20 protein-coding genes are annotated in these 17,048 nt (G+C 62.0%); 9 read left to right on the top strand and 11 right to left on the bottom strand.

Annotated features, from left to right (window positions below):
* Positions 1-129 precede the first annotated feature (129 nt).
* From QA649_RS16330 to QA649_RS16315, 4 genes are all read right to left on the bottom strand, one after another.
* Positions 130-1,392 carry a CoA transferase gene (locus tag QA649_RS16330; protein ID WP_283025083.1) on the bottom strand — a complete coding sequence of 421 codons (1,263 nt, stop codon included), beginning with the start codon at positions 1,390-1,392 and terminating at the stop codon, positions 130-132.
* A gap of 230 nt (positions 1,393-1,622) precedes the next feature.
* A complete protein-coding gene (locus QA649_RS16325) occupies positions 1,623-2,051 on the bottom strand; it encodes a GNAT family N-acetyltransferase (protein WP_283025082.1) in 429 nt (142 codons plus the stop codon).
* Positions 2,052-2,103: 52 nt separating this feature from the next.
* Positions 2,104-2,403, bottom strand: a complete 300-nt coding sequence (locus tag QA649_RS16320; protein ID WP_283025081.1) for a hypothetical protein — start codon at positions 2,401-2,403, stop codon at positions 2,104-2,106.
* On the bottom strand, positions 2,400-2,702 hold the full coding sequence (locus tag QA649_RS16315) for a hypothetical protein (protein WP_283025080.1): 303 nt from the start codon (positions 2,700-2,702) through the stop codon (positions 2,400-2,402). The genes QA649_RS16320 and QA649_RS16315 overlap by 4 nt, the downstream gene beginning before the upstream one ends.
* A gap of 685 nt (positions 2,703-3,387) precedes the next feature.
* On the opposite strand from QA649_RS16315, the gene QA649_RS16310 reads away from it, so the two are divergent.
* Positions 3,388-4,905, top strand: coding sequence for an FAD-dependent monooxygenase (locus QA649_RS16310; RefSeq protein ID WP_283025079.1), 1,518 nt, complete (start codon positions 3,388-3,390; stop codon positions 4,903-4,905).
* A 66-nt stretch (positions 4,906-4,971) separates the two neighbouring features.
* Here the strand turns inward: QA649_RS16310 and QA649_RS16305 are convergent, their stop codons facing one another.
* Positions 4,972-5,319, bottom strand: coding sequence for a hypothetical protein (locus QA649_RS16305; protein ID WP_283025078.1), 348 nt, complete (start codon positions 5,317-5,319; stop codon positions 4,972-4,974).
* A 428-nt stretch (positions 5,320-5,747) separates the two neighbouring features.
* Between QA649_RS16305 and QA649_RS16300 the strand changes: the two genes are divergently transcribed.
* The 4 genes from QA649_RS16300 (at position 5,748) to QA649_RS16285 (ending at position 8,575) form a co-directional block, all read left to right on the top strand.
* On the top strand, positions 5,748-5,969 hold the full coding sequence (locus QA649_RS16300; protein WP_283025077.1) for a hypothetical protein: 222 nt from the start codon (positions 5,748-5,750) through the stop codon (positions 5,967-5,969).
* Between the two features lie 474 nt (positions 5,970-6,443).
* Entirely contained in the window at positions 6,444-6,920 is a 477-nt protein-coding gene (locus tag QA649_RS16295; protein ID WP_283025076.1) for a hypothetical protein, read from the top strand.
* A 1,200-nt stretch (positions 6,921-8,120) separates the two neighbouring features.
* Positions 8,121-8,321 carry a hypothetical protein gene (locus QA649_RS16290; protein ID WP_283025075.1) on the top strand — a complete coding sequence of 67 codons (201 nt, stop codon included), beginning with the start codon at positions 8,121-8,123 and terminating at the stop codon, positions 8,319-8,321.
* Positions 8,318-8,575, top strand: coding sequence for a hypothetical protein (locus tag QA649_RS16285; protein WP_283025074.1), 258 nt, complete (start codon positions 8,318-8,320; stop codon positions 8,573-8,575). The genes QA649_RS16290 and QA649_RS16285 overlap by 4 nt, the downstream gene beginning before the upstream one ends.
* Here QA649_RS16285 and QA649_RS16280 read toward each other — a convergent pair.
* Positions 8,545-8,793 carry a hypothetical protein gene (locus QA649_RS16280; protein WP_018644764.1) on the bottom strand — a complete coding sequence of 83 codons (249 nt, stop codon included), beginning with the start codon at positions 8,791-8,793 and terminating at the stop codon, positions 8,545-8,547. The two genes, QA649_RS16285 and QA649_RS16280, sit on opposite strands and share 31 nt — an antisense overlap.
* Positions 8,794-9,277: 484 nt before the next feature.
* Between QA649_RS16280 and QA649_RS16275 the strand changes: the two genes are divergently transcribed.
* A complete protein-coding gene (locus tag QA649_RS16275) occupies positions 9,278-9,493 on the top strand; it encodes a hypothetical protein (RefSeq protein WP_283025073.1) in 216 nt (71 codons plus the stop codon).
* 173 nt (positions 9,494-9,666) lie between these two features.
* The gene (locus tag QA649_RS16270; RefSeq protein ID WP_018644767.1) at positions 9,667-9,852 is read left to right on the top strand and encodes a hypothetical protein; all 186 of its coding nucleotides are present in this window, start codon (positions 9,667-9,669) and stop codon (positions 9,850-9,852) included.
* Here QA649_RS16270 and QA649_RS16265 read toward each other — a convergent pair.
* Entirely contained in the window at positions 9,845-10,054 is a 210-nt protein-coding gene (locus QA649_RS16265; protein ID WP_283025072.1) for a DUF3606 domain-containing protein, read from the bottom strand. The two genes, QA649_RS16270 and QA649_RS16265, sit on opposite strands and share 8 nt — an antisense overlap.
* A gap of 817 nt (positions 10,055-10,871) precedes the next feature.
* On the opposite strand from QA649_RS16265, the gene QA649_RS16260 reads away from it, so the two are divergent.
* Positions 10,872-12,158 carry a divalent metal cation transporter gene (locus tag QA649_RS16260; protein WP_283025071.1) on the top strand — a complete coding sequence of 429 codons (1,287 nt, stop codon included), beginning with the start codon at positions 10,872-10,874 and terminating at the stop codon, positions 12,156-12,158.
* 174 nt (positions 12,159-12,332) lie between these two features.
* Positions 12,333-13,547, top strand: a complete 1,215-nt coding sequence (locus QA649_RS16255) for a mandelate racemase/muconate lactonizing enzyme family protein (RefSeq protein ID WP_283025070.1) — start codon at positions 12,333-12,335, stop codon at positions 13,545-13,547.
* 6 nt (positions 13,548-13,553) lie between these two features.
* Here the strand turns inward: QA649_RS16255 and QA649_RS16250 are convergent, their stop codons facing one another.
* From QA649_RS16250 to rocF, 4 genes are all read right to left on the bottom strand, one after another.
* Entirely contained in the window at positions 13,554-13,835 is a 282-nt protein-coding gene (locus tag QA649_RS16250) for a hypothetical protein (RefSeq protein WP_018644773.1), read from the bottom strand.
* 105 nt (positions 13,836-13,940) lie between these two features.
* Positions 13,941-14,483: a cytochrome c gene (locus tag QA649_RS16245; protein WP_283025069.1), complete on the bottom strand. Its 543-nt coding sequence runs from the start codon at positions 14,481-14,483 to the stop codon at positions 13,941-13,943.
* On the bottom strand, positions 14,470-15,741 hold the full coding sequence (soxC, locus tag QA649_RS16240; RefSeq protein WP_283025068.1) for a sulfite dehydrogenase: 1,272 nt from the start codon (positions 15,739-15,741) through the stop codon (positions 14,470-14,472). The genes QA649_RS16245 and soxC overlap by 14 nt, the downstream gene beginning before the upstream one ends.
* A 164-nt stretch (positions 15,742-15,905) precedes the next feature.
* Entirely contained in the window at positions 15,906-16,883 is a 978-nt protein-coding gene (gene rocF / locus QA649_RS16235) for an arginase (RefSeq protein ID WP_283025067.1), read from the bottom strand.
* Positions 16,884-17,048 lie beyond the last annotated feature (165 nt).

Below are 17,048 nucleotides of genomic sequence, written 5' to 3'. Positions count from 1 at the left end.
AATATCGCCAAATCAAGCCGATCGCTCCGAACCCGGCCGTCGGAAAGGGGGCGATATCGCGGCCCGGCATCGTGAAGCAACGCTCTGCAAGCCGCGCGATGCCAGCCCACGAGGTCAACCGCTCGGGGCTCAAACCGAGGGTTTACCTGATCCGAAGACTCCCCTCTGGACGAATTCCGCAATCCGGCGCTGGTCGTAACCAAGCGTGTCACGCAAGACGTCCAGGGTATGCTCGCCCAACAAAGGTGCGGCCACGGGATCGATCGCGGCGGTTAAACTCATGGTAATCGGCGTCTCGATGTTCGGGACCCAGTCGGCGGTAGGATGCGGAATCCGGCTCAGGCGATGGCGGTCGCGGGCCTCGGGTGCGTTAAAGCCCTCTTCGACGGTGCGGAGATAGCCGACCGGGATCTTTGCCAACTTCATCTTCGCCATCCAGTTCTCGAGGGTATCGCTTGCGAAGACTTCCGCGATGGTTGCCCGCAACAGCTCCTTGTTCTCGGAACGCGCTTTACGCGTTGCGAATTGCGGATCGGTGATGAGATCAGGCCGATTCAGCACCTCGACGACCAGCCGGCGATAGAGCCGGTCGTTGGCGCAGGCCATGTAGAGTGGCCCATCGGAAGCCTCATAGACGCCGACGGTGGGAGATCCGCTCGGCGAATTTCCGAACCGGCCGGGATTTTGACCATTGATCAGATAGGCCATACCGTAGAAACCCGTCATCGCCATTGCTATGTCGAACAAGGCAACCTCGACGTGCTGGCCGCGGCCCAGCCGATCCCGCGCCAGCAGAGCGAGAAGAATGGCGTTACAAGCCGTCATTCCCGTCGCAATGTCCACGATGGGTGGGCCGGTGCGCACCGGAGGACCGTCGGCAAAGCCGTTGAGCGACATGAAGCCGCTTTCCGCCTGGGTGATGGGATCGAAGCCGGGGCGCCAGGCAAACGGCCCGGAGCGCCCATAGGCAGATATCGAGCAATAGACCAGCCGAGGGTTGAGTGGCGCGACCGCGTCGTAGTCGAGTCCGAATTTCTTCATGACCCCGCTCGAAAAATTCTCGACGACCACGTCAGCCTTGCGAATCAGATCCAGGGCGATCTCGCGAGCCTCAGGGACAGCGAGATCCAGTGCGATGCCACGCTTGTTGCGGTTGAGGCTAAGATAAGCAGCAGTCTCGCCGCCGATCTCGGCATGCTCATATGCGCGTGTATCGTCACCGCCATCCGGGTTCTCGATCTTGATGACGCGTGCACCGAAATCAGCCAGCGTCTGCGTGCAGGCCGGGCCAGCAACCACGCGTGTAAAATCGACGACCAGCAGACCATCGAGCGCCGCAGGCCCTTCCGTGACCCGCGACGAACGTTCCGGCAATTGAGGCTTGGTGGACATCGATGACGCTCCCTTACATCGGCTTATGGTCGCCGAATTTCCTGCAAGAGCAAACTTAAAGCGCGGCGCAACCAACTACGCAAGTGCTTCAACCACATACCTGAAAACGCAAAGAGGGCCCGGCAGCCGTCAAGCTGCCGGGCCGTTCGACATTGCGCGCGTACGACGCTGTGCCGCAACTTTGAGCTGCCACGCATGACGGCTACGTTCCGCACCGCGGGAAACCCTGCTCAGCGAAGCAACTTTCGCCAATAAAGCGAATGAGACCAGGCCCAGGGCACCTCTGGTTCAAACAGTCGATAGCCCGCCTGGATGAAGTTGTTCGCAGAAACGGGATTGTCGGTCGTATCAGAGACGATGCTGCCCCATCCGATACGCCGTCCCCTCGCCTCGACCACACGCATCATCCTGCGCTGGAGGCCTCGTCCCCAGTGTCGCTGTAGCACCCCGACCCTGGAGAAGTAGCCGCCATTTCTGACGTGCGTCGACGGAAGCACACCGGCGAAGGCGACGGCATCATCGCCGTGATAGGCCAACCACCACACCCCCAACTCAAACTGAGGCATTACAGCGGCATCGAAGAACGTCAAACGATGCAGATCGGACAATGTATCGACGATGTCGTCGTCGGATGTATCGACAATGCGAATTCTGTACATGAGACGACCTATTCGCCGGGAATGGCGGATGCTGGCGCGACCACCTGAGGGTTCACTTGCTCAGCACGACCTTGACCCCGAGCCAGACGGCTCCCATCAGGCCGGTGGCAAGCACTGTAATTACGGCCTTGAAGGTATAGCTCTGTGCCTGCTCCACGCTCTTTCGCCACCTTCGCAGATGCTGAAAGTCAGCTCTCAGCTCTTTCCGATCGTCATCCTCGATTCCGAAAGAAGCCAGCACCGACGCCACCGCCTTCAATACGATCGCATCGATGTTGTCCTGCTGCAGCCTGTGCTGCTCGATCAACGTCTCTGCGACTATCGCTCTGATTTCATCATCTGGCATCTTCACCGCTTGATGATCCTCGCAACATTTTCGAAACCGCGCTTGGCGAAATAGAAGGAGACGATGAGATTGGCCGTAATCGACGCGAACCCCGCCAAAGGATCAGTGGATCCGAGGCCGAAAACCTTGTCGAAGACGAGGAGTTTCGCAAAATAGAGAGCGACGCAGTACCCCATCAGTTTGTCCGGCTCATACCAGTGCCCGATCTCCGCTCCCGGAGACCGCAGCGGCGCGGGCAACGGGCCCGGCGCCGCGGGCCGGCACGTTCGCGCGTGCACGGCCAGCAATGGTTCGGACGGCGGCACGCCGATCGGCGCTCCAAGAACGCGTATCAAGCGAGTGCGTGGCCGTGATGCGTGGGCCGCCGTCCGATTCTGGAATCGAGACGAAAAAAACCCGCAGCGGATTTCCCCCGCGCGGGTGAACCAAACTCGTCTCGATGATGTCATTCTGCCGGTGTTTTGCCCGACGTGTCAAACCCCGTGTTGCGCGCGATTGTCGTCACGCCAAGCGGACAAGAAAAAGCCCGCCACAGATTGCTCCGCGCGGGCCGAACCGTACTCGTTTCGATGATGCCATTCTGCCAGTGTTTTGCCCGACGTGTCAAACCCAGTGTTGCGCGCGATTGTCGTCACGCCAACCGGACATGAAAAAGCCCGCCGCGGATTGCTCCGCGCGGGCCGAACCATACTCGTTTCGATGATGCCATTCTGCCAGTGTTTTGCCCGACGTGTCAAACCCAGTGTTGAGCGCGATTGTCATCACGCCAAGCGGACATGAAAAAGCCCGCCACAGATTGCTCCGCGCGGGCCGAACCAAACTCGTCGCGATGATGCCATTCTGCCGGTGTTTTGCCCGACGTGTCAAATCGGCGCGCGAAGCAGGAAGTCCCTCCTCCCAGCTCAATATGTGGTGCGCAAGGGGCTTGCTTCAAGCCCCCTGACATCGCGTAGAAGCCTCGACCCGAACAACAAGTCGAGGGGTCACGACATGCCTGTATTGCTTCCGACATCCCGTTCACGAACGAGCGACAGGCGCGCGGCGGCCGCCGGCCATGCGGTCGTCATCGCCGGCGGCGGCCCGACCGGGCTGATGCTGGCGGCGGAACTCGCGCTCGCACAGGTCGACGTCGCAATCGTCGAGCGGCGCGCGGCCCAGGATCTCGTCGGCACGCGCGCCGGCGGCTTGCACGCGCGCAGCATCGAGATCCTCGATCAGCGCGGCGTCGCGGAGCGCTTCCTGCGCGAAGGACAGATCGTCCAGCTTGCCGGCTTCGCCTGGACGAGGCTCGACATCGGTGACCTCCCCACCCGCCACGCTTACGGGCTCGCACTGCGGCAGAGCCACATCGAGCGCATCCTGGCCGACTGGGCCAGAGAGCTCGCGGTGCCGATCTATGGGAATCGCGAGGTGACGGGCTTCGCACAAGTCGAGACCGGCGTCGACGTCGCGCTGTCCGGCGGTGACACGTTACGCGCAAACTATCTCGTCGGTTGCGACGGCGGCCGCAGCCTGGTGCGCAAGACGGCCGGCATCGACTTCGTCGGCTCCGATCCGACGCTGAGCAACCTCATGGCCGAGGTCGAGATGGCGCAAGAGCCCGCGTGGGGTCTGCGTCACGACGCGCTGGGCTTTCACGGCCTCAGCAAGACGGAGAGCGGACGCGTGCTGGTCGTCGTGACCGAAACAACGCGCGAGCGCAGCGGCGAGCCCGGCTTGCGTGATCTCAGCGACGCGCTCGTCGCCGTGTACGGCACCGATTTCGGCGCGCACAGTCCCGCCTGGGTCTCCCGCTTCACCGATGCGGCGCGGCAGGCCGCCTCCTATCGCAGGGGACGCGTGCTGCTCGCCGGCGATGCCGCGCATATCCATCACTCCGTGGGCGGGCAAGGCCTCAACACCGGCCTGCAGGACGCGGTCAATCTCGGCTGGAAGCTGGCGCAGGTGGTCAAGGGCATCTCGCCCGAAGCCCTGCTCGACACTTACCACACTGAGCGTCATCCCGTGGCTGCGCGCGTGCTGCGCAACACCAGGGCGCAGATCGCCCTGCTCCGCCGCGCGGATGACGGACTCATCGCCGCGCGCGAAATCGTGACCGAGCTGCTCGCCATGGACGAACCACGAAAACGCTTCGGCGCGATGATGAGCGGGCTCGACATAAGCTACGATCTCGGCGAAGGCCACGCGCTGCTCGGACGCCGCATGCCCGATCTCGACCTGACGATCGAAGGCCGCTCGCTGCGATTGTTCACGCTGCTGCACGGTGGGCGCGGCCTGCTGCTGAATTTCGGCGAGGCGCCGGATCCCGACATCGCGCCCTGGGCGGATCGCGTCAGTCTCGTGCGCGCCGGTTACGACGGCGCGTGGGAGCTTCCGGCTGTCGGGCAAGTCCTCGCGCCAAAAACCGTGCTGGTGCGACCCGACGGGCACGTGGCGTGGATCGGCGACGAGAGCCGGAGCGGACTTGCCGATGCGCTGACGACTTGGTTTGGACCGGCGGGGGCGTAGCGGACGCACCTCTCACTCGCCGTCGAAACAAACAAGCCCGCGGCATCCCGCGGGCTTGATCTCGTCTCAGTCTCGCGCGGCCTCGATTGAGGCTGCGGTCAATGTTGGATGATCGGGATGCACGATGGCGCGTTCGATTCGATGCAACAACTCGAGCGGGGCCTTGTCAGTGGCCAAGGGCTGCACCGGCCTACCCCACCCCCTGTCGAGAATAGCGTTTGCGGCGGCTACCCGCGCAAACGCATTCGTAGTCTCTCTCTGCATGATTGAAACAAGCACATTGAGCGCGGCTTCAGTCTTGGTTCTCGCCAACAACTCAATATCCACCGTCGTGGGAGCTCTAATATCTGCGCTGGCCACACGCTGAGCAATCGGCTGATATAGCTCAACTCGTCTGTTCACCTTGCTAGTCATTCCGCAATCTCCAAAATCCGCAATAAATCTCAATAAACAAAAAACCCGCTGCGGATTGCTCCGCGCGGGCTGAACCGACCTTTGTCGATGATGTCATTCTGCCAGTGTTTTGCCCGACGTGTCAAACGGACGAATTAGTTCGCCCGCAATTTGGTAGCAATAGCCTTCTGCAACTCCTCCGCTAAGACTCTGTGGTGCTCGGCAAGGCGACCGAACAAGTCTCGCTTTTCGGGGTCTGCCGCTAGGTCGCGAATGATTTCGCACTCTGCGCTGCGCACTGTCAGCCTATTCCATCCCGCCTGAAAGCCGAGAAGTGTGAAGCTGTTCACCCCCGCCGAATCTCTCCTGGCCTACAATAGGAACGTCTCCGTTCCGGATGCTTATCCGGGAATGGACGAGTCGGAGCTGGCGAAGCTGGAGGCGCGGCCATGAAGCCCCACGCCATGAGCTTGTATTTCGGTAGTGGCGCCGGCCACGTTCTGCGCCATCACAACAGTGCCGTGCTGCGATTCAGCTGGCGCGGCAAGCCCGACGGATCGGCCCGCTATGTCGAGCCTGTCAACCGCTACGCGCGCAATGGCGTGGAATATCCCAGCCTTGCCGCCCTGCTGCGCGCCGTCGAGGCCGAGCACGCTCAGAAGCAACCTTGATATGCAGCTGCCCCCAACTCAACATCAACGGTACCGCCCGCAGCGACCTCTTGGATCTGTAGATCGACACCATTCGCGCGCTGGAGCAAGCGATCGGTGCAGGCCTCTACATGCTCATGGAGATGATGGCTGCCAAGCCCACGGCGGCTGCACCCCAAGCAAGCGCATGCAACATCCAGGGCCGCATTGTCTCCTCCCATAGGAGGGAAAGATGCGGGGCGGCTCGCGTGCGCTAATTGAGACAGATCAAAGGCCAAAGACTAGCGCCGCTGCAGCGCCAACAGTGAACACACCAGCGCTAATAGCAAGCACGAGCACTAGTTGTTCTCTGCCCATGCCTCCGATCCTAACCTACGTTAGGCCAGGGCGGTTATGCAGTTTGTGCCACATTATCCTCGGAGTAACTTGAACAACCATTGGCTGTTTTGTTAAGGGTGCCGCAGTAAAATTCTCGCGGGGCGTTGAGTAAGTAAAATGCATTCGAGCAAGGTTACAGGTTGGCTCGACCGCGGCATCCGACTACGGGAGATCGTGCTGATTGCCGCCGCAATGTACGCGGTTTGGACGCCGACTTACTTCCTTCTGGAAACACACCATATCGCTGCACCGGACGGCGAACACGTCGCCCTGATTCTGCCCGCTGGCAGCAGTGATGACCACGGGAATTCCGTTCGCTACTACGGTTTCAAGCAGAGCGCCATCGGCGAAGAAGCAGCATCCCTTGTAGTCTACGAAGGCGCCACACCACTGCCGGCCGACCGCTACGCCTTCGCGCGGTTCAACCCGAAGAACACATGGCGCGCTGTTGATTTCAAGGCGAGCGATGGCAGCGATCCGAGGCACAACGGACGCACATACTATGCCGTCTTGCCGCGAAACTCGAATAGAGAGGCCGGCACCGCGCAGACTTTGGTCAACAACATTGACGGTCTGCGCACGAGAGCACGGTAAATGAGGCGAGGAAGTAGCGACGGGGCAACCGGGTACCTCGGATCTGCAGTGCCCTAGCTGCGGGCGCTAACGACAGGATCCGGTCCTGTCCGCTTGCCAACTTCGGCGGAGCTGTTCCAACCCATCTTCAATCAATCGGAGATCATCGTGAACGTGCTTGATTGCGGAACCGGACGCGGACCTCAATAATTGGCGACGAAGATCTCTCATATCTTCGAGTGCCTGCTGGTTCCTCAAGCGTACATAAGCTGAGACGATTGGTCTACACGACATGGGCGTTCCAAATGCGTTTGTAAAAATGAGTTCTCGAAAATCGAATGGTCAAATATCAGCACAGGGAGATTGTACCGCCCGGTAGCAATCTATTGCAAGCAGCACGGGTTAATGCGCCCGGAGGTTGCCTGGCCGCTATTCCCATTTTGGCACACATGCCCGCGAGCCGGGGCCATTTTTATTTTCGAACGTAGACGTCGCCCCGGATCGGCTCGGGGCCGCTCCGCTAGTACAGTGATGCGTTGCGCGGCTGGGACGGGTTCCGGTGAACCGCACGCAGCACCAACGCTGGGGAACTTTGGAAGCCCCCGCCAACTTTTAAGGGACGACAGCAAGCGCGTATGGAGGACGCTCATGTATCGGCCGTTGGCGGTTTGGGCATTTGCTATTTTTGTTCTACCTCAGAATGCGACTGCCACCGAGTTCACTTCTCGTGCCAAGTGTGCCTGCAGCACTACGTGGCACCGGCACACTGCCGTCGTGCGACACAGGCTCTACAGGGTGAGAACTGCGTATTTGATTGGCTACGACCCACTACCATACCGCTTCGGCTCGACATACGTTTTTGAACCTCCCTACCGCTATGTGCGGCGCTAAACACCGTTGCCGCGGCCAGCCGACCTGAAACGCAATCGGTCTCTCAGCCACAGGCGCCTATGGACGAATTCTCGGCCGGCGATTTTGTGCAAACTACCGGAGATTGCTTTGTTGAAAACTGAACCTTGAAAGCGTCCTTCGCGCCAAATGAGTAAGTCGCTCAAAACGCACAACATATGCGCGAAAATAAACGCCCTGCAGCATATCAAATGTTGTGACACCCACTCCGCCACAAGCGTAGCGTTAACCCATCACCGCAAGGCCCGTGGCAACGATCGGTGATGAGAACGCCAATTGCGCTCCCGTCCCACTCCAGCAAGGGAGCAGAACATGCTGACGCGGCGGCGTTTCAAGCAGACCAGAACTCTCGATCAGCGGCTTGCCGAGGAAGCGGCGCGCCTTCGCGACAAGGCGCGCGCGCTGCCGCCCGGGCGCGAGCGCGAGATATTGCTGCGCAGGGCGCGGCAGGACGAGACGGCGTTGCAGATCGAAGCCTGGCTTCGCTCGCCCGGCCTGAGGGCGCCGATATGATGCAGCAATACCGCGCCTATCTTGTCGGGGAGAACGGGGTGTTTCAGTCCGCCGAAGCTTTCGAGGCACGGTCCGATGCGTCCGCGCTTCTGTTCGCGCGGCGTTTCACGCGCCGGGGCGACGTCGAGGTCTGGCAGCTCGACCGCAGGGTCGGCCTGCTGAAACAGGCGACATTGCCCGTCGCAGCCTCGCCCGAAGACACAGGCCCCGGCAAGCAGCCGCCTCACTCCTCCGCGAGCTTCCGCTCGATATAGGCATCCACCGTTTCGGCAAAGGAGCGCTGAACGCCGACCGCGGCAACATGCAGGTCGAGGGCATCGCGCTGCAGCACGCGCAGGCCGCGCCCGCGGGCGCTGACCGGCGCCGTGTTCAGATATTGGTCGATGGCGCCCTTGGCTTGCGGGATCGCCTTCGGATCGCCCCTTGCGATCAGAAGACGCAAGAGGCTCTGGCATTCGGCCAAGCCGGGCATGGGTTTTTGCCTCAGCCTTGCCGCGACTTCGGCCGCTCGACCGGCTGGGTGTGGGTGCCGAACAGCATCAGCAGAAACGCGACTTCTTCCTTCGAACCGACCTGGATCATGATGATCTCCCTTTCGCTTGGTTGGTCGAGACGAGCGGAAAGGGCGTTCAGGACAATCGGGTTTCGGGATTGTTTCAGGACTGTTTCGTCGTCCGCGACGGGACAGCAGCAGACCAATGGGTGATCCGCGCCCCTGTAGATGTTGATCCAAGCTGGGGCGTTTTCCCGAAATCGACGCAGGGGCTGCATTCGCTTATGTGAATTCAGTTGGGAAAAATAGGTAATGCCTCTGTTCAAAAGTGAACATAAAAAGAGTCCGGGACTATTTTAAGCTTGATCCGCCTGGTGCGCTTAGCCAGGCAACCTCCAACGGCCCCGGCATTTAGGGTTGTGCTGGGGCCGTTTCTAACTGTGCGACCGCGCGGCGTTTGACGATGTTCAACGATGCCATCCTGGACCAGCTGAGGCAGCTGGAACGTGAGGTGATTGAAGGGGAGCGGCGGCTGGCCCAGCAGGAGGCGATGATCGTCGACCTGAAACGGCAACATCAAGATCCGAGTGACGCCGAGGCCGAGCTTGCAATCATGCGCGAGGACCATCGCCAGCGTCAGCAAGACCGGCAACGGCTTCTCTCATTGATGCTGCCTTAGGAAGCGAAATAGTTTTGGGAAGTCGCACATGTATACTGCCGGTGTTTTACCCGACGGCGCAAATTTTACTTAAATCCGGCAAATCAGATTCGGCGAAACAAAATCTGTTCGCGCCAAGCTGGGACATGTCGCCCGCGAGGGGCACAGGTCGAAGAGCTTCGGAGAGACTATCGATGTATTACGTCGCCGCCGCATTGCTGGTGCTGTCGGGACTGTTCTACTCCGCGGGCCATCACGAGCTCGGCCAGTTCGGCGCGGACGTGTGCCGCTATGGCGGCACGTTCTGCGACAACCCGGTGGTCGTCTTCACCGGCGCGGCGCTGGCCGCCGCCTGGGGCATGTTCGTCAGCATCAAGTAGAGGACCGCGTCTCAGGCTCGCGTGCGCCGGTCGCCGCCAACTCTTTGCGGACGGCCGCGGCGGAATTACCGACCTTGTCGACGGCCTTCTGCAGCTCTTCCTTCGACACGCCGAGCGCATGGGTCCAGTACTTGACCTCGAACGCCTCGTGCATGTTGATCTTGCTGCGGTCCGGCTGTGCGCGCTTCGTCAGGTTGTCCATGCGCTGATCCTCCTTGTCGCCAGGAAAACGCGGCAACGGAGCTGCCGTTCCCGAGCGCCGATCATGCAAGCTTTCGCGCCGGCAGCGCGTGCTTCACACGCTCAGCCACAGCATCGAGGCGAGCACCGCCGAGAACGTAAACAAGGCGATGATGGCGATTTTGAAAATCAGATCGGCTGCCAAAGCGAGCCCCCTTTTCACGTCCAACGTCCGCGCCCGAAACACGGGTGGTCCCAGTCTTTGGCGTTTCGGAAGGACAGCAAGCGGCGTGACACGCTTTGGTCACGACCATGAAACGGCAGCGCAACGGCTCCATCGCCGTTTGGTTCCTAACTTCCAGTGCGCACCCTGCGGAATGCTCAGGCCAAGTTGCCGGTGGGCGGGCTGCGACTTAACATTTGTTAGGTGCGCCCGATCTGGAAACGCATTGTCCAGTGTTGCGAAGCCTCGGCGGCCCACAAGGTCCAGGAGCTGGCGCAGTTCGACGGGCGCTACCTGCATTTGTCCTGAGCGTGCGTCATCAAGCGCTCACGGCGCGAACACCTTGCCGGTGTCCATGCGCACGTTGCGGATGGCGCGACTGGCGTGCATGGTCGCGCGGTTGCACATCGGCATGAAGCTGAGCAGGAGCGAACGTCGCCGTGCGCCGGAGCGGTTGCGATGGTGCCTTTATACAGGTGTTTTGCCCGACGGATCAAATCGGGATTCGCTTAATCGGAATCCGCTTTTCCCGGTCAAGGAACCATCGTTCCCCCGCGGCATTTCTTCCGGGCTTCCCCTTTCGCAAACGGAACGCCGGAAAGACCCGAGATCCTACATGAGCGACAGCGCCCTCGCCCCGCCGAAATCCGCCTCGACAGTGCTGAAGCGGCTGGGGCCGGGTCTCATCACCGGGGCGGCCGACGACGATCCTTCAGGCATTGCCACATATTCGCAGGCCGGCGCGCAATTCGGCTACGGACTGTTGTGGACGGTATTTCTGACCACCCCGTTCATGATCGCCATTCAGCTCGTCAGCGCGCGGATCGGCCGGGTGACGGGCAAGGGGCTGGCCGCCAACGTGACGCAGGTCGCGCCGCGCTGGGCGGTGCTGGCGCTCATCTTCATGCTCGTCGCCGCGAACACCTTCAACATCGCCGCCGACATCGCCGCGATGGCCGAAGCGCTCTCGCTCGTCATCGGCGGCCTCAACCACGAGCACGCCCTGATCTTCGCGGCCGGCTCGACCCTGCTCCAGGTGTTCGTGCCCTATCGCCGCTATTCACCGGTGCTGAAGTTTCTCACGCTCGCGCTGTTCGCCTATGTCGCGACCGCCTTCACCGTGAAGATTCCGTGGAGCACGGCGCTGCTCGCCGCAGTGTGGCCGGAGGCGAATGTCAGTGCCGGCTATTTCATGATGGTGGTGGCCGTGCTCGGCACCACCATCAGCCCCTATCTGTTCTTCTGGCAGGCCTCGCAGGAGGTCGAGGAGATGAACCAGGGCGAGCGCGACAAGCCGCTTCGCGAACTGAAGCGCGGCGGCAGTCCGGAGCTCGCGCGCATCAGGGCCGACACCATCGCCGGGATGCTGCTCTCCAATGGCATCGCCTTCTTCATCATCCTCACCACGGCGTCGGTGCTGCACGCCAACGGCGTCACCAACGTCAGTTCGGCAACCGACGCCGCCGAGGCGCTGCGGCCGCTTGCCGGCGATTTCACCTTTGCCCTGTTCGCGCTCGGCATCATCGGCACGGGCCTGCTCGCGATCCCGGTGCTGGCCGGCTCGGCTGCCTATGGCGTTGCCGAGATTTTCGGCTGGCACGCCACGCTCGAGGCGAAACCCGACGAGGCCATCGGCTTCTACACCATCATCGCGACCGCGACCGCGATCGGCTTCGGGCTGGGATTCACCGGCATCGATTCCATGCACATGCTGGTCTGGAGCGCTGTGCTCAACGGCATCGTCGCCGTTCCGATCATGGCGATGATGATGCTCATCGTCTCGAGCCGCACGATCATGGGCCGTTTCAGGGCCCGGTCGTGGCTGATCGCGCTGGGCTGGCTCGGCACCGCCCTGATGGCGCTGGCCGTCCTCGCGCTGCTCGGCTCCTCAGTGATCGGCTGACTAACCTTGCGACAATGCCGCTGTCTACAGGCCTCCCTGCCGAGGTGGGCGTAAGGCGCCCGGCGCGCTACAGCGGGCTTCACGCCGGTCCGTTGTTAGCCTAACAGTTGCAACCTGGGCCCTTTCGAGCTCGCCACAACAAACAAAAAGCCCCACCGGGCGACAGGGAGCGACATGACCAAATCATCAAAAACAACAAACATCGAAATCCTCGCCTGCGATGCCGGCTGGAGAAATTACCATTTCGTCAAGCTGACGACCGAAGACGGCATCGTCGGCTGGAGCGAGTTCGACGAGGGTTTTGGCTCGCCCGGGGTCGGCGCTGCCATCCAGCGCCTGTCCGCCCGCGTGATCGGGCAGAACGTCTTCCAGCACGAGCGCATCTATGCCGAACTGTTCGCTGCGACCCGTCCCGCTGCCGGCGGCGTCGTGGCGCAGGCGCTCGGAGCGATCGAGAACGCGCTGCTCGACGCCAAGGCGAAGTGTCTCGGCGTGCCCTGCTACGAGCTGCTCGGCGGCAAGATCCGCGATCGTGTCCGGGTGTACTGGTCGCATTGCGCGACGTGGCGGATCAATCATCCCTCCTGGTACAAGCCGCCGATCGAAAGCCTCGATGGCGTCAAAGCAATGGGCCGCGAGGTGCGCGAGAAAAAGTTCACCGCGCTCAAGACCAACATCTTCTCCTATGACGACGGCAAGCCGACCGGCTGGCGTCCCGGCTTCGGCTCACCGTTTGCGCCGGAAATCAATGTCGACCGGAAAATCCTGCGCGACCTGCGCATGCATCTCGAAGCGATTCGCGACGGCGCCGGCCCCGATGTCGACATCCTGCTCGACTGCAACTTCAACGCCAAGACCGAGGGCTATCTGAAGATCCTGCGCACCATCGCCGACCTCGACATGTTCTGGATCGAGATCGACAGTTTCAATCCGGAGGCGCTCGGCTACATCCGCAGGCAAAGCCCGCATCCGATCTCGTCCTGCGAGACGCTGCTGGGCTTGCGAGAATTCCTGCGCTATTTCCACGAGCAGGCGATGGATGTCGCGATCATCGACACGCCCTGGAACGGCGTCTGGCAATCGATGAAGATCGCTGCGGCGGCCGAAGCGTTCGAGGTCAACGTCGCCCCGCACAATTTCTACGGCCACCTCTGCTCGATGATGAACGCGCATTTCTGCGCAGCCGTACCGAACCTGCGCATCATGGAGATCGACATCGATCGCCTGTCCTGGGACCGCGAGCTCTTCACACAGGAGCCGGAGATCCAGAACGGCCATCTCGTCATTCCGGACCGGCCCGGCTGGGGCACCGAACCGAATGAGGACGCATTGCGCGCGCACCCGCCGAGAACGAGCGGCGGGCTCCTCAACTATGGCCGCAAGAGCTGACGCGGATTACGGCGTCACGGGATTGACGGTCGGGGATGTCTTCGGCCCCGGCCGCGCCGGCTCGATCGGCGACTTCGGTTCGGTCGGAAGCACTGCAGCGCCCGCGGCGCGAGCGGCTTCGCCCGTCGTCGCATACATCGCGACATGGGCCGGCTGGGTCTTGGCACGGCTCCACGGTCCGTGGTCGACGATCAGCATGGCCGCAATCGTCAAACCAGCCACGATCAGCGCGATCACGCCGGGATGACGGAGCGCCGTGGAGATGGAGTTCGCGAAACGATCAGTCATTGAGGGGTCCGCTATTTTCCTATCGCAGGTTAATTCAATTGTGCCCCTCGGAGTTCCCCATTCGGTCTAAGCAAGTTCCGCGCCAGCCTTCGGAACTTGATCCGTTCATCGTTTCACATCCGGGCGAGCATCGCCGACGAATCCGTCGCGGTTCGGCATCTTCACGGCCGCCAGCGATTTCGCATCGAGGATCGCATCCGCTCCCACCAGTCCGTTCAGGTTCAGGATAAAGGCGGACACCGCATAGACATCCTCATCGCTTAGCGACTGCGGCGCGTTCTGCGGCATGGCGCGACGGATGTAGTCGAACAATGTCGGGGCATAGGGCCAATAGCTGCCGACGGTGCGGATCGGCTTGGCCGTGCCGATCGTGCCCTGCCCGCCGGTGAGCCGATCGCCCAAACCGCCCTCGCCCTTCTCGCCGTGGCACGAGGCACATTGTTGAGCAAACACCTCGCGTCCGTGGCTGACCGAGCCGCTTCCCTCAGGAAGATTGCTGCCGTCGCGTCCGATATCGATATTCCACCCCGCAACCTCGGCGGCTGTTGCTGGTCGGCCGATGCCGTACGGGCTCTGCGCCTGCGCTCCGCTCGAGAAGGCACCCAGGCCGATTGCGAAGCCGATTCCGCAAATCTTACGCCAGCGCATTGGTCACCTCGCCGTCGGCCGCGATGCGCCAGGGCCAGATCGCGTTGTTGTGGTAGAAGTAGTTTTCTCCGCGCACGGCGAGCAACTCGGCCAGCGTCGGCTGCACATAACCGGTCTCGTCAATGGCGCGGCTCTGGATCACGGCGCGCTGGCCGTCCCATCGCCACGGCAGACGAAAGCGTGTCAGGGCGCGCGTCAGCACCGGCTCCTGCAAACGAGCCTCCTGCCAGCTCTTCCCCTCGTCGACGGACACCTCGACGCGCGCGATCTTGCCGTGCCCGCTCCAGGCGATACCCGTGATCTCGTGAAAGCCCGGGGCGCTCAGGCGCTGACCGCCGGAGGGACGGGTGATGATCGATTTGGCTTCCATGTAGAAGGAGAATTCTCGCGCCGTGCCGTCGGGCAGCAGGTCGGTATACTTCGACGTTTCCTCGCGCGAATAAACCGGCTCCGCGGTCACATGCAGACGGCGCAGCCATTTCACGCTCATATTGCCTTCGAATCCCGGCAGGAGCAGCCGCAGCGGATAGCCTTGTTGCGGGCGCAGCCGCTCGCCGTTCTGGCTGTAGACCAGCATCGCATCCTCGAGACATTTCTCGATCGGGATGCTTCGCGTCAGCGCAGCCGCATCCGCCCCTTCCGCGACCACCCATTTGGCTTCTGCCTTCAGCCCGGCCTCCTGAAGCACCAGCTTCAGGCTCACGCCGGTCCATTCGGCACAACTCACGAGACCCACGAGGTCCGAAGCTGTCTTGCCATAGGGCCTGGTGTAGCCGGGATTGCCGGAGCATTCGAGGAAGTGGATGCGCGACTCCGACGGAAAGCGCCGGAGATCGTCCATCGTGAAGACCAGGGGACGTTCGACCAGCCCATGCAGCATCAGCCGATGCTGCGCGGGGTCGATGGCCGGAACGCCGCCATGATGCCGCTCATAGAACAGCCCGTTCGGCGTGATGATGCCGTCGAGCTCCTGCAAGGGCGTCCGGCTGGACGCGGAGATGTATTGCTTGAGGGACTTCGAGATGTTCCTGACGACGCCCTTCTCGAACGGCGATGGCGCGCCATAGGGCTGACCTCCCGTCGGCTCCCCCGGCGCTTTCATCCATTCGGGAACGTTGGGTGGAAGGTTGCCTGTCTCTGCGGCAACGGAAGCGTTCGCTCCAAGAACGGCGCCTCCCGCTGCTGCGGTGGCGGCTGTCAGAAATCGACGGCGCGTGGTCGTCACGGAATCGTCGTCGGGAGGTGTCGTGCTGCTCATTGCGGCCCCTCGGCTGGCGCTGAGCCCGCATCAAACAGTCCGACGGCCGCATTTGCAATTCGCGGCCGTTTCAAAAGCAGGCGATTTCGATCAGAGCTGATCTAAATCGGACGGCAGCGAGAGCAGTTCCTTCCTCGCAGCGCACAAACGCTGCCCGGCTCGATTTACTCGCCCGGAGCAATCGCATTGCTCGGCGTGGGCCGATCAGTGATCTGCTGACCGAACAGGCTGCCGATCAGCTCGACCGCAGTGCGCGCGGTCCGGCCACGTTCGTCGAGGAAAGGATTGAGCTCAACGATGTCGACCGATCCCACCACGCCGGAATCGTGCAACAGCTCCATGATCAGATGTGCCTCCCGATAGGTCGCCCCGCCCGGCACCGTCGTGCCGACGCCCGGCGCTACGCAGGGGTCGAGGAAGTCGACGTCGAAACTGACATGCAGCACGCCGTTGCAGGCCCTGACGCGTTCGATGACACGCCGGATCAGCACCGCAACACCGAATTCGTCGATCTGTCGCATGTCGACAACCCTGATCCGGCGCGAGCGCATCAGCTCCTTTTCGAGCTTGTCGATCGAACGCGCGCCGAACAGATCGAGTCTATCAGGATCGATCGACGCGCGCGGGTCATCGCCGAGCAGGCCATCGAGACCCGGCTCACCGCACAGAAACGCCGCCGACATGCCGTGCATGTTCGCCGTGATCGTCGTCTCCGGCGTATTGTAGTCGGCATGCGCGTCCAGCCAGAGCACGAAAAGCTCCCGTCCGCGCTCTTGCCAGTGGCGCGCCATGGCATTGACCGAGCCCATCGACAGCGTGTGATCGCCGCCGAGGAAGATCGGCAGCGCACCGGTTTTCGCGATGTCATAGCCTCTGCGGCTCAGCACGCGCGTCCAGCGCTGGATTTCGCGGTAGTGATTGGCTTTTTCCGGCGGCCTGTCAGCGAGGTCGCCGACCTCCGCCACGGAGAGATCGCCGTAATCGACGACTTCAAGATCCAGGCTTTCGAGCAGTGTCGCAAGGCCCGCGGTGCGCAGCGCAGCGGGGCCCATCAGCGTACCACGCTGCGAAGCTCCCATGTCGATGGGAGCACCGAGCAAGGCGATGCGCCGGGCTCGATCCGTCATCGTCCGATCGGTCACGGCCGTCTCCCGAGAACAGCAAGGCTGGTGCCAGCCTAACAGAGATTCGCATCCGTCGTTTCACGGGGATCGCCGCCTGTCGACGGGAACAAAATCCCGCGCGCCGAATTGCCCATCCAAGGCCGGTACCCGCCGTCAATTACGGCGCCTGTCGCGGATAGCCAA

The sequence above is a fragment of the Bradyrhizobium sp. CB1717 genome, from assembly GCF_029714325.1.
In the GTDB taxonomy this organism is placed as follows: Bacteria; Pseudomonadota; Alphaproteobacteria; order Rhizobiales; family Xanthobacteraceae; genus Bradyrhizobium.
Note: the sequence above shows the minus strand (reverse complement) of the source record. Positions and strands in the feature narration are given on the sequence as shown.

Excerpts from the sequence above, each read along its gene's own strand:
- QA649_RS16265 (WP_283025072.1), bottom strand. The coding sequence starts at position 10,054 with ATGGACAACCTGACGAAGCGCGCACAGCCGGACCGCAGCAAGATCAAC.
- QA649_RS16260 (WP_283025071.1), top strand. The coding sequence starts at position 10,872 with ATGAGCGACAGCGCCCTCGCCCCGCCGAAATCCGCCTCGACAGTGCTG.
- QA649_RS16290 (WP_283025075.1), top strand. The coding sequence starts at position 8,121 with ATGCTGACGCGGCGGCGTTTCAAGCAGACCAGAACTCTCGATCAGCGG.
- QA649_RS16275 (WP_283025073.1), top strand. The coding sequence starts at position 9,278 with ATGTTCAACGATGCCATCCTGGACCAGCTGAGGCAGCTGGAACGTGAG.
- QA649_RS16330 (WP_283025083.1), bottom strand. The coding sequence starts at position 1,392 with ATGTCCACCAAGCCTCAATTGCCGGAACGTTCGTCGCGGGTCACGGAA.
- soxC (WP_283025068.1), bottom strand. The coding sequence starts at position 15,741 with ATGAGCAGCACGACACCTCCCGACGACGATTCCGTGACGACCACGCGC.
- QA649_RS16285 (WP_283025074.1), top strand. The coding sequence starts at position 8,318 with ATGATGCAGCAATACCGCGCCTATCTTGTCGGGGAGAACGGGGTGTTT.
- QA649_RS16325 (WP_283025082.1), bottom strand. The coding sequence starts at position 2,051 with ATGTACAGAATTCGCATTGTCGATACATCCGACGACGACATCGTCGAT.
- QA649_RS16245 (WP_283025069.1), bottom strand. The coding sequence starts at position 14,483 with ATGCGCTGGCGTAAGATTTGCGGAATCGGCTTCGCAATCGGCCTGGGT.
- QA649_RS16305 (WP_283025078.1), bottom strand. The coding sequence starts at position 5,319 with ATGACTAGCAAGGTGAACAGACGAGTTGAGCTATATCAGCCGATTGCT.
- QA649_RS16270 (WP_018644767.1), top strand. The coding sequence starts at position 9,667 with ATGTATTACGTCGCCGCCGCATTGCTGGTGCTGTCGGGACTGTTCTAC.
- QA649_RS16255 (WP_283025070.1), top strand. The coding sequence starts at position 12,333 with ATGACCAAATCATCAAAAACAACAAACATCGAAATCCTCGCCTGCGAT.
- QA649_RS16310 (WP_283025079.1), top strand. The coding sequence starts at position 3,388 with ATGCCTGTATTGCTTCCGACATCCCGTTCACGAACGAGCGACAGGCGC.
- QA649_RS16280 (WP_018644764.1), bottom strand. The coding sequence starts at position 8,793 with ATGCCCGGCTTGGCCGAATGCCAGAGCCTCTTGCGTCTTCTGATCGCA.
- QA649_RS16250 (WP_018644773.1), bottom strand. The coding sequence starts at position 13,835 with ATGACTGATCGTTTCGCGAACTCCATCTCCACGGCGCTCCGTCATCCC.
- QA649_RS16300 (WP_283025077.1), top strand. The coding sequence starts at position 5,748 with ATGAAGCCCCACGCCATGAGCTTGTATTTCGGTAGTGGCGCCGGCCAC.
- QA649_RS16295 (WP_283025076.1), top strand. The coding sequence starts at position 6,444 with ATGCATTCGAGCAAGGTTACAGGTTGGCTCGACCGCGGCATCCGACTA.